Annotated in this window: 10 protein-coding genes, 2 tRNA genes and 1 rRNA gene; 10 read left to right on the top strand and 3 right to left on the bottom strand. The window is 54.4% G+C overall.

The features are described from left to right. The 3 genes from rrf to FBY13_RS17135 form a co-directional block, all read left to right on the top strand. Window positions 1-89: ribosomal RNA gene (gene rrf / locus FBY13_RS17145) — 5S ribosomal RNA — on the top strand; the annotation flags it as partial. A 235-nt stretch (window positions 90-324) separates the two neighbouring features. After that, window positions 325-401: transfer RNA gene (locus FBY13_RS17140), tRNA-Asp, on the top strand. Between the two features lie 8 nt (window positions 402-409). Continuing rightward, window positions 410-485, top strand: a tRNA-Trp gene (locus FBY13_RS17135). Window positions 486-594: 109 nt separating this feature from the next. Here the strand turns inward: FBY13_RS17135 and hdfR are convergent. Next, window positions 595-1,419 (bottom strand): HTH-type transcriptional regulator HdfR, encoded by an 825-nt coding sequence (hdfR, locus tag FBY13_RS17130; RefSeq protein WP_109717873.1) that lies wholly within the window; start codon window positions 1,417-1,419, stop codon window positions 595-597. A gap of 121 nt (window positions 1,420-1,540) precedes the next feature. Between hdfR and FBY13_RS17125 the strand changes: the two genes are divergently transcribed. Continuing rightward, entirely contained in the window at window positions 1,541-1,879 is a 339-nt protein-coding gene (locus tag FBY13_RS17125; RefSeq protein ID WP_063877652.1) for a DUF413 domain-containing protein, read from the top strand. Between the two features lie 23 nt (window positions 1,880-1,902). Here FBY13_RS17125 and FBY13_RS17120 read toward each other — a convergent pair whose 3' ends face one another. Next, window positions 1,903-3,423: a YifB family Mg chelatase-like AAA ATPase gene (locus FBY13_RS17120; RefSeq protein ID WP_096012728.1), complete on the bottom strand. Its 1,521-nt coding sequence runs from the start codon at window positions 3,421-3,423 to the stop codon at window positions 1,903-1,905. Window positions 3,424-3,752: 329 nt separating this feature from the next. On the opposite strand from FBY13_RS17120, the gene ilvL reads away from it, so the two are divergent. From ilvL to ilvA, 6 genes are all read left to right on the top strand, one after another. Continuing rightward, the gene (gene ilvL / locus FBY13_RS17115) at window positions 3,753-3,851 is read left to right on the top strand and encodes an ilv operon leader peptide (RefSeq protein ID WP_071785161.1); all 99 of its coding nucleotides are present in this window, start codon (window positions 3,753-3,755) and stop codon (window positions 3,849-3,851) included. A 150-nt stretch (window positions 3,852-4,001) separates the two neighbouring features. Further along, window positions 4,002-5,648, top strand: coding sequence for an acetolactate synthase 2 catalytic subunit (ilvG, locus tag FBY13_RS17110; RefSeq protein WP_063877650.1), 1,647 nt, complete (start codon window positions 4,002-4,004; stop codon window positions 5,646-5,648). After that, window positions 5,645-5,902 (top strand): acetolactate synthase 2 small subunit, encoded by a 258-nt coding sequence (gene ilvM / locus FBY13_RS17105; RefSeq protein ID WP_063877649.1) that lies wholly within the window; start codon window positions 5,645-5,647, stop codon window positions 5,900-5,902. Before ilvG ends, ilvM begins: the two co-directional genes overlap by 4 nt. 18 nt (window positions 5,903-5,920) lie before the next feature. Continuing rightward, complete coding sequence (locus tag FBY13_RS17100; RefSeq protein ID WP_063877648.1) at window positions 5,921-6,850, top strand: branched-chain amino acid transaminase; 930 nt, start codon at window positions 5,921-5,923, stop codon at window positions 6,848-6,850. Between the two features lie 59 nt (window positions 6,851-6,909). Continuing rightward, entirely contained in the window at window positions 6,910-8,760 is a 1,851-nt protein-coding gene (gene ilvD, locus FBY13_RS17095; RefSeq protein ID WP_063877647.1) for a dihydroxy-acid dehydratase, read from the top strand. Window position 8,761: 1 nt separating this feature from the next. Further along, on the top strand, window positions 8,762-10,309 hold the full coding sequence (ilvA, locus tag FBY13_RS17090; RefSeq protein ID WP_063877646.1) for a threonine ammonia-lyase, biosynthetic: 1,548 nt from the start codon (window positions 8,762-8,764) through the stop codon (window positions 10,307-10,309). On the opposite strand, the gene ilvY is transcribed toward ilvA, so the two are convergent. After that, window positions 10,310-11,191, bottom strand: a complete 882-nt coding sequence (gene ilvY, locus FBY13_RS17085) for an HTH-type transcriptional activator IlvY (protein ID WP_063877645.1) — start codon at window positions 11,189-11,191, stop codon at window positions 10,310-10,312. Between the last annotated feature and the right edge of the window lie 81 nt (window positions 11,192-11,272).

Below are 11,272 nucleotides of genomic sequence, written 5' to 3'. Positions count from 1 at the left end.
CCTGACCCCATGCCGAACTCAGAAGTGAAACGCCGTAGCGCCGATGGTAGTGTGGGGTCTCCCCATGCGAGAGTAGGGAACTGCCAGGCATCAAATTGAAAACCTGCACGTTACTTCGGGCAGTTCTCTACTCGAAGAGAGTAGGACAAAAGCGAATGCTTTTGAACGCTGCAGAGCAGCGGCCCGAAGGGTGAATCATCGCGTGATTCATCAACTGCCAGGCATCAAATTAAGACCAGTACGCTGGTCGTGACCTTACCGGTGACGCGGAAGGGCGAAACACCTGATATCAGAACGTTTTTCTGATGTCAGTACAGAATCGGTGGAGCGGTAGTTCAGTTGGTTAGAATACCTGCCTGTCACGCAGGGGGTCGCGGGTTCGAGCCCCGTCCGTTCCGCCACCCTTTTTAGGGGCGTAGTTCAATTGGTAGAGCACCGGTCTCCAAAACCGGGTGTTGGGGGTTCGAGTCCCTCCGCCCCTGCCAGAAAGAGAAAAATCCTTTGCTTCGGCAAAGGATTTTTTTTTTGCCTGAAGAAAACTAAAAAAGAAAATCAGCCAGCAGAAACTGGCTTAATCCTCTTTCCCTCATCCCCTTAGTTCGGCACGACAGGAAACTTTAGCAACTGACGAATGTACGTTTGCTGATCGCTATTTTGTAGCCACACCGCATAAAGGGGTCGCACTGCGACAGAAGTATCAGGCATCACTATCAGATCGCTGTACAGGCTTTGCCAGAAATCGGGCAGGAACGCGCAGGCTCCCGTGGTATGCAACAATTCCCGCGTAACCTGCGCTGATGTCGTTGTTAACACCGGTACATCATCTCCGCCGGAGAGATAGCTTTGATGCTGATGAAAGTCGGCTCCCCATTCCACTTTAATGTAGTCATATTTCTCACGCTTTTCTGTCTGCCGTGAGCGAAAAAGCGCCAGTGAAATATGACCGATCTGCTGGCTGGTTAATTCATCCATCTTCGGTGCTTCAGTCGTAATCAATAAGTCCAGCTGACGCTCGTGTAGCTGCTTAACCAACAAATGACGCTGTGCCACACGCGCTTCCAGATGCAGGCTCTCACGGTTCTCATAGAGCGTCTTAAGCCAGGGTGTTAAGTAGGCCTCCCATAGCGAGGCACTGGCACCGATAGACAGCTCATGGTGCTGCTGCGTATGTGACACTTCTTTCTTGGCCATCAGCCATGTATTCATCAGACTTTCGGCATAGGGCAGCAGGCGCTCTCCTGCAGAAGTCAGACGTATATTGTTGCGATGTCGGGTAAAAAGATTAACCCCTAGCTGGTTTTCTAACTGGCGGATGCGAAAACTGACAGCAGACTGCGTTAAGTAAAGTGCTTCTGCAGCGCGCCCGAAATGGCGAGTTCTGCTCACTTCCAGGAAAGTTTTCAGTAATTCCGTATCCACATCGTTCTCCCAAAATTTGTTTGTCGTATAGATTTAAATGTTTTGTTTTACACTCTGTCAAGCCTATCTAATACTCCGCGCCATAAATCGCACGGCCATAAGAGAAACAGGAGCGTGTAACATGGCGGAAAGCTTCTCAACGGAAAATCGTTTCTTTGATAACAAACATTACCCACGCGGTTTTTCGCGTCATGGGGACTTTACGATTAAAGAAGCACAGCTACTTGAACGCCACGGTGTTGCTTTTAATGAGTTGGATCTTGCTAAACGCGAGCCGACGACAGAAGAAGAACGTTTGTTCATTGAGGTTTGTCGTGGCGTGCGTGAGCCGCAAACGGAAGCAGAACGTGTATGGTCCAAATACATGACACGTATCAAGCGTCCTAAGCGTTTTCACACGCTGTCAGGCGGTAAGCCACAGATGGACACCGTTGAAGACTACACCGAAAGCGACGATTGATGAGTAGGGGCGAAAGCCCCTTTTTACTGCATGCTTTTATGAAGATAGATCATCAGCCGGTCAATGCTACGATAACTGACGGCTTCCTGAAGATGGTGACGCGTAATCGTCTCTTCACCCGCTAAATCGGCCACGGTTCGAGCCACTTTCAGAATACGTTGCCACGCCCGTACCGATAAGCCCAACTGATTTAAAACCGACTCAAGCCATTTGGCATCCGGCGGCGTAATCTCACACCACTGTAGTACATCCGAATTCGCCAACTGGGCATTGATCTTTCCTGAGCGCGCCATTTGTATCTGACGTGCGGCGAGTACCCGTTCACGCACCTCCGCAGAGCTTTCCCCGGCATGACGTTGCTGACTCAACATTCCGGCAGGAAGTAAGGGCACTTCCAGGGACAGATCAAAGCGGTCGAGGAAAGGACCAGAAAGCTTGCCGAGATAGCGCAGAATCTGCTGCGGCGACGTACGGTTATGCTGGCCTTGATAGTGCCCGGTTGGGCTGGGATTCATCGCGGCGATTAACTGAAAGCGTGCGGGATAAACAACTTTTGCCCTGGCCCGTGAAATCGCCACCTCACCGGATTCAATGGGTTCACGTAATGCATCCAGAACGCTGCGCTGGAATTCAGGCAATTCATCCAGAAACAGCACGCCGTTATGGGCCAGCGAGATCTCCCCTGGACGGGGTAACGCACCGCCACCGATGAGAGCATACAGTGAAGCACTATGATGTGGCGCTCTGAAAGGCCGCTTACGCCATTGCTGATGCCACGGTCCGGCATTGCTCAGGCTGGCAATGGCTGCGCACTCTAAGGCTTCCTGATCGCTTAACGGCGGCATGATGCCGGGTAAGCGCGTGGCGAGCATGGTTTTGCCTGTTCCTGGCGGCCCAATCAGCATCAGGTTATGTCCCCCTGCGGCGGTAATTTCCAGGGCGCGCCGCCCCTGTTCCTGACCCACAATATCGCGGAGATCGTCTGTGATGATTTCATCGTGTTCCGTATGGGCGGCTGCAACAGCTAACTCACACTTACCGTGTAAAAAGGCACAGACTTCGATCAAGTGCGCAGCGACTAAGGTCGCACCTTTGCGGATCAAACCCGCGTCAGCCTGGTTTTCTGCCGAAAGGATGAGTTGTCGGTTGCCCTCAATCGCCGCCAACGCCGCCGGAATGGCACCCTGAACGCCGCACAGGGCACCGTTAAGGGCCAGTTCACCCAGAAACTCGTGCTGGTCGAGCTTGTCCGCAGGAAGCTGTTCAGAGGCCACCAGAATGGCGATAGCCATGGGCAAATCATAACGACCGCCTTCTTTAGGTAAATCTGCCGGGCCTAAGTTGATGGTGATGCGCCGGGCAGGGAAGTCAAAACCGCTATTTATGATGGCGCTACGGACGCGCTCACGCGCTTCTTTAACGGTGGTTTCAGGTAAACCCACCAGTGTCAGTGCAGGCAACCCGTTACTGATATGCACTTCAATCGTAACCAGCGGTGCTTCAACACCGATGGCTGCCCGCGTCAGCACCTTTGATAATGACATCGCCGCTCCCAAATACGGCAATTCTGCCCGCGGGATTCAGGTGCAGCGAAGGGTAAAACAGCGAAATGTATCTTGCCCCGCAAACTTTTCCTTCGTCATACATTGGATTTCTTATTTTGCAGAAGCGTGCTGTGAAACGACGAGGATGCGATCAGCGTCATTTTTTGTCAGCAGCAGCACCTGATGAAATACTCTTTTAATAACAAATTGATAACGAAAGAGTGCAGTCTGATGGAATAAAAAACCTGATAAAAAATGTTGTATTTAGCCTGCTAACTATGATAACTCTGTAGGCATTACTTCGAACGAGTGAAAGAATCGAATACGTTATGAAAGCCCTTCTACTAGTGATTAGCCTTGTCGTGATTAGCGTGGTGGTGATTATTAACCCACTGTGCGGGGCAACGCTTGGAGCAAGAAAGGCTTAAAAATCAAGCCAGAACTCTAAAAAACCCCCCGCACCGAAAGGTCCGGGGGTTTTTTTTTGGCCTGGCAAAAACTTAGTAAATCTGCAAGGAACAAACAATGAACAGTAGCATAAAATTCTGTTGTTCCCCTAAGGACACAGGAGAATAGCGATGACAGGTGCACAATGGGTAGTTCAGGCTTTACGCGCACAGGGCGTTGATATCGTATTTGGCTATCCTGGCGGTGCAATCATGCCAGTATACGATGCGCTATACGACGGCGGCGTGGAACACCTGTTGTGCCGTCATGAGCAGGGCGCCGTCATGGCCGCTATCGGCTATGCCCGTTCAACCGGCAAAACGGGCGTTTGCATTGCAACATCCGGCCCCGGTGCGACGAATCTGATCACCGGACTTGCCGACGCTATGATGGACTCCGTTCCGGTTGTCGCGCTAACCGGTCAGGTCTCTTCCGCGTTTATCGGTACAGATGCCTTTCAGGAAATCGATGTTCTTGGCCTGTCATTAGCCTGTACGAAACACAGTTTTATGGTTGAGTCGCTGGACGAGTTGCCTTCCGTCATGGCTGAAGCCTTTGCTATCGCTCAGTCCGGTCGCCCCGGCCCGGTTTTAGTGGATATTCCAAAAGATATCCAGATGGCAAAAGGCGAGCCTTCACCACAGTTGATGCCGGTCGAGGAAGTTATGTCGATGCCGCATCAGGCGATAGTGGAAGCACGGGCGATGATGGCTCAGGCCAAAAAGCCGATGTTATACGTGGGCGGCGGCGTGGGAATGGCGCAGGCGGTACCGGCACTGCGCGCCCTGGCGCAGGAAACCGGCATACCCGCGGTCGCCACGCTGAAAGGGCTGGGAAGTATTGATGCAGACAGCGATTTATATCTGGGTATGCTGGGCATGCACGGCACCAAGGCTGCGAATCTGGCCGTACAATCTTGTGATCTGTTAATTGCGGTTGGCGCACGTTTTGATGACCGTGTAACAGGCAAGCTGGACACCTTTGCACCGCTGGCAAGCGTGATTCACCTTGATGTCGACCCGGCAGAACTGAACAAGCTGCGCCGTGCGCATGTCTCGCTGCAAGGCGATCTTAACCACGTTCTGCCCGCCCTGAGCCAGCCTTTAGAGATTCAGGCATGGCGTGACGAAGTGACCGCACTGAAGGCACAGCATGCATGGCGCTACGATCATCCCGGCGAAGCGATCTATGCGCCGTTGTTATTGAAACAACTGTCCGACCGCAAGCCTGCCAACACCGTGATCACGACCGACGTCGGTCAGCACCAGATGTGGGCGGCCCAGCATATCTCCTGTGACGCGCCTGAAGATTTCATCACCTCCAGCGGATTAGGCACCATGGGCTTTGGCCTGCCCGCGGCGATCGGTGCGCAGGTTGCGCGTCCCAACGATACGGTGATCTGCGTCTCGGGCGATGGCTCAATCATGATGAACATCCAGGAGCTGGGCACGATCAAACGCGGTAAGCTGCCGGTAAAAATCTTGCTGCTGGATAACCAACGCCTGGGTATGGTCCGCCAGTGGCAGCAGCTGTTTTTTGATGGCCGCTACAGCGAAACCATCCTGACCGATAACCCCGACTTTCTTACCCTGGCCAGCGCGTTTGATATCCCCGGCCAGCGCATCACCCGTAAAGATCAGGTCGACGCCGCGCTCGATGCTCTGCTGAGCAGTGAAGGCCCTTACTTCCTGCATGTTTCAATCGATGAGCATGAAAACGTCTGGCCATTGGTACCGCCTGGTGCCAGCAACGCCAACATGATGGAGAAAACCGTATGAACCAGCATCAATTGTCTATCGAAGCGCGCTTTCGACCTGAAATATTGGAACGTATTTTACGTGTTGTACGCCATCGTGGCTTTCAGGTGTGTTCCATGAACATGGCCACTGTCGCTAACACTGAAAACATTAATATCGAAATGACCGTTGCCAGCCAGCGCTCTGTCGATTTACTGTCTTCCCAGCTAAGAAAACTGATGGATGTCGCCTGCGTCCAGATTCAACAACAGACATCACAACAAATACGCGCGTAGTCGCTATAGGAAATAATAATGAGCACGAAGAAAGCAGACTTTATTTGGTTCAACGGCGAAATGGTTAAGTGGGAAGAGGCAAAAGTCAGCGTGATGTCTCACGCGTTGCACTACGGCACATCGGTATTTGAAGGCGTTCGCTGCTATGACTCCCATAAAGGGCCGGTTGTATTCCGTCACCGCGAGCACATGCAGCGCCTGCACGATTCCGCCAAAATCTACCGTTTCCCAATTAAACACAGCGTTGATGAACTGATGGAAGCCTGCCGTGAAGTCATTCGCGTCAACAACCTGAAAAGCGCCTATATCCGTCCGCTGGCTTTCGTCGGTGATGTGGGACTGGGCGTGAACCCGCCGGATGGCTTTACGACCGACGTGATCATTGCGGCCTTCCCGTGGGGCGCTTATCTGGGTGCTGAAGCGCTGGAAAACGGCATCGACGCCATGGTTTCCTCATGGAACCGTGTTGCGCCAAATACGCTGCCAACCGCAGCGAAAGCAGGCGGCAACTACCTTTCCTCACTGTTAGTGGGCAGCGAAGCTCGTCGCCATGGCTACCAGGAAGGGATCGCGCTGGATACCAATGGCCTGATCTCAGAAGGGGCAGGCGAAAACCTGTTCGAAGTGAAAGACGGTGTGCTGTTCACCCCGCCGTTTACCTCATCTGCACTGCCGGGCATCACCCGCGATGCCATCATTACGCTGGCGCGGGATATGGGCATCGAAGTGCGTGAACAGGCACTGTCTCGTGAATCGCTCTACCTGGCCGACGAAGTCTTTATGTCCGGCACCGCAGCAGAAATCACCCCAGTACGCAGCGTGGATCGTATTCAGGTCGGTGCAGGCAAATGTGGACCGGTGACCAAACGCGTTCAGCAGGCCTTCTTTGGCCTGTTCACCGGCGAGACTGAAGACAAATGGGGCTGGCTGGACCCGGTTAACGCATAACCAGACCTGCGCGGATGTCGCTGGATGTCCGCGAACTTATTTTCACTGGAGTAAAGAGCATGCCTAAGTACCGTTCCGCTACCACCACCCACGGCCGCAACATGGCCGGTGCCCGTGCCCTCTGGCGCGCAACAGGAATGACCGACGATGATTTCGGCAAACCGATTATCGCCGTCGTGAACTCCTTCACCCAGTTTGTACCGGGCCACGTTCACCTGCGTGATCTGGGTAAGCTGGTTGCCGAGCAAATCGAAGCGGCTGGTGGCGTGGCCAAAGAGTTCAATACGATCGCGGTGGATGACGGTATTGCCATGGGCCATGGCGGCATGCTGTATTCTCTGCCTTCCCGGGAACTGATTGCTGACTCCGTCGAGTACATGGTGAATGCTCACTGTGCCGATGCCATGGTCTGCATCTCAAACTGCGACAAAATCACCCCAGGCATGTTGATGGCGTCACTGCGCCTGAACATTCCGGTTATCTTTGTGTCCGGCGGCCCGATGGAAGCCGGTAAGACCAAGCTGTCCGATCAGATCATCAAGTTAGATCTGGTTGATGCGATGATTCAGGGCGCCAACCCGAACGTCAGCGATGCCGACAGCGAGCAGATCGAACGTTCCGCCTGTCCGACCTGCGGTTCCTGTTCGGGCATGTTCACTGCGAACTCCATGAACTGCCTGACTGAAGCGCTGGGCCTGTCTCAACCGGGTAACGGTTCTCTGCTGGCCACCCACGCCGACCGTAAAACGCTGTTTATCAACGCCGGTAAGCGCATCGTTAGCCTGACTAAACGCTATTACGAGCAGGACGATGCCAACATGCTGCCGCGTAACATCGCTAACAAGGCCGCGTTTGAAAACGCCATGACGCTGGATATCGCCATGGGCGGCTCCACCAACACCGTGTTGCACTTGCTGGCTGCCGCGCAGGAAGGCGAGATCGACTTCAATATCTCTGATATCGATCGCCTGTCGCGCAAAGTGCCTCAGCTGTGCAAAGTCGCACCCAGTACCCCGAAATATCACATGGAAGATGTGCACCGTGCCGGTGGCGTGATCGGTATTCTCGGCGAGTTGGATCGTGCCGGACTTATCGACACCAGCGCACGCAACATCCTGCAGCAAAGCATGCGTGAAACGATCGATCAGTACGACATCATGTTGACCCAGGATCAGGCAGTGAAGGACATGTTCCGCGCGGGCCCGGCCGGTATTCGCACCACACAGGCGTTCTCACAGAATTGCCGTTGGGACACGCTGGATGATGACCGTGCTGAAGGCTGTATCCGTACGCGCGAAAACGCGTACTCGCAGGACGGCGGTCTGGCTGTGCTGTACGGCAACATCGCCGAAGATGGCTGTATCGTGAAAACAGCGGGCGTAGACAAAGAGATTCTGACCTTCAGCGGCCCGGCCAAAGTGTATGAGAGCCAGGATGATGCAGTCGAAGCTATTCTCGGCGGCAAAGTGGTTGCGGGTGACGTTGTGGTGATTCGCTACGAAGGGCCTAAAGGCGGACCGGGCATGCAGGAAATGTTGTATCCCACGACCTACCTGAAATCAATGGGGCTGGGTAAAAGCTGTGCGCTGATCACCGACGGTCGCTTCTCAGGCGGTACGTCCGGCCTGTCAATTGGCCACGCCTCACCGGAGGCCGCGAACGGCGGCACCATCGCTCTGGTCAAAGATGGCGATACGATTGAAATCGATATCCCGAACCGCGGTATCAAATTGGCCGTGCCGGATAATGAACTGCACGCGCGCCGTGAAGAACAGCAGGCTCGTGGCGACGACGCTTACACGCCGGTGAATCGTCAGCGTGAAGTGTCGTTTGCACTGCGTGCCTATGCATCGCTCGCCACCAGTGCCGACAAAGGTGCAGTGCGCGATAAGAGTAAGCTGGGAGGCTAAAATGGCTGAGGCTCAACCGCTACCCGAGGCGCCCTGCGGCGCCGAGTATTTGCGCGCTGTATTGCGTTCACCGGTCTACGAAGTGGCTCTGGTTACGCCGCTGCAGAAGATGGAAAAAATCTCTGCGCGCCTGGGCAACACCATTCTGGTAAAGCGAGAAGATCGCCAGCCGGTGCACAGTTTTAAAGTGCGCGGTGCTTACGCGATGATCGCCGGACTTAATGAAGAGCAGAAAGCCCGCGGTGTCGTCACCGCGTCTGCCGGTAACCATGCTCAGGGCGTAGCGTTATCTGCCACGAAGCTAGGGATTAAGTCACTGATCGTGATGCCGCTGGCTACCGCCGACATTAAGGTGGATGCCGTACGCGCATTTGGTGGAGAAGCCTTCCTGTTTGGTGCCAACTTTGACGAAGCAAAAGCCAAAGCCATCGAATTAGCGTCGCAACAGGGTTACACCTTTGTACCACCCTTTGATCATCCGGCGGTTATCGCCGGGCAGGGCACGCTGGCGATGGAGCTGCTGCAGCAGGACGCTCATCTTGATCGGGTCTTTGTCCCGGTGGGCGGTGGCGGTCTGGCGGCCGGCGTGGCGGTCCTCATCAAGCAGCTGATGCCGCAAATTAAAGTGATTGCCGTAGAGTCCGAAGATTCAGCCTGCCTGAAGGCGGCGCTGGATGCCGGTGAGCCGGTAGACTTACCGCGCGTGGGATTATTTGCCGAAGGCGTGGCGGTAAAACGCATCGGTGATGAAACCTTCCGTCTGTGCCAGGAATACCTTGACGATATCGTCACCGTGGACAGCGATGCTATCTGCGCGGCAATGAAAGACCTGTTTGAAGATGTGCGCGCCGTGGCAGAGCCTTCAGGCGCGCTGGCGCTGGCGGGCATGAAGAAATATGTTCAGCAGCATGACATCAAAGGCGAGCGTCTGGCGCACGTCTTGTCAGGTGCTAACGTCAACTTCCACGGCTTGCGCTACGTATCTGAACGCTGCGAACTGGGAGAACAACGCGAAGCGCTTCTGGCCGTCACCATCCCGGAACAACAGGGCAGTTTCCTGAAGTTCTGTCAGACGCTGGGCGGTCGCTCTATTACTGAGTTCAACTACCGCTATGCCGACACCGATAAGGCCTGCATTTTCGTTGGCGTGCGCCTGACTCGTGGAATGGAAGAACGCGCTGAGATCATCAGCCAGTTAACGGAAAACGGTTATCAGGTGGTTGATCTCTCTGATGATGAAATGGCAAAGCTGCATGTGCGTTACATGGTCGGTGGGCGTCCTTCCAAGCCGCTGCGTGAGCGTTTGTTCAGCTTTGAATTCCCGGAAGCGCCTGGCGCGTTACTCAAATTTCTGCAAACGCTGGGTACGCACTGGAATATCTCGTTGTTTCATTACCGTAGCCACGGCACCGATTATGGCCGGGTGCTCACGGCATTTGAGCTGGGTAACGATGAGCCGCGTTTTGAAGAGCATCTTACCGACCTGGGTTATGATTTCCATGACGAAACCCATAACCCGGCTTTTCGTTTTTTTCTGGCGGGTCAGTAATTACAGCAGATGCCAGAACGCATTAATCAGCGGCTCACCGAGCCGCTTTTTTTGTACACAAACGCCCAGTTCCAGCGGCGCGACCGACTCCACATTTTCCAGGGGCAGCACCCGGTTTCGTACCGGCTCAGGGCTGTTCTCCAGCACCACATCCGGCAGCAAGGCAATGCCACAGCCCAGCGCCACCATCGAAACGATCGCTTCATGGCCCGCTACCGTAGCGTAAATCAGCGGGTTGACGATGCGGTGACGACGGAACCACAGATCAATAGCCCGACGAACGGGCCCCTGCTCGGGCAGAATAAACGGAATCTGTGACCAGTCAGGTGCGGCTTCTGTTGCCTGAGTGCGCACCGGGCACGGCAGTGCAGGCGCAATCAGGCCCAGCGGAAGCAGCCCCAGCGTGGTGAAGTCTATGCTGGCAGGCAGCGATTCAGGGCGGCCGGCGATAGCCAGATCCGCATTGCCAGACTGCACCGTTTCAATCGCATCCGCCGCATCCCCGGTGGTCAGTTTGATTTCAACCTGCGGATGTTCGGCGCGAAAGCGGTCCAGAATAGGCGGAAGATGGCTGTATGCAGCAGTCACCGAGCAAAACAGCCGTAGTTCACCACTGAGTGAGGGGCCGTTGAGATCCATGGCATGGCGCAATTGCTGATACTGCAGTAAGGTTTGTTGTGCAAACAGTTTGAGTCTTTCGCCCGCTTCGGTGAGCGCCACGGTGCGGTTATCGCGCAGAAACAAGGCGTGGCCGACATCTTCTTCCAGCCGTTGGATCTGACGCGACAGCGTGGAAGGACTGACATGCATAGCGCGTGCGGTGCGGCCAAAATGGCAGCTTTCTGCCAAATGAAGAAACAATTTGAGATCGCGTAGATCCATGTGAGTCTCACCTCAGGACGACATTGCAATTATTGCAATGTAACGTTGTTAATATATCAATTTAAGCAACAGAAATCCTGT

This window comes from Pantoea sp. SJZ147 (assembly GCF_007828605.1).
GTDB classification, from domain to species: Bacteria; Pseudomonadota; Gammaproteobacteria; order Enterobacterales; family Enterobacteriaceae; genus Pantoea; species Pantoea allii.
The sequence above is the reverse complement of the archived record's forward strand: the minus strand, read 5'-3'. Positions and strand labels throughout refer to the sequence as shown.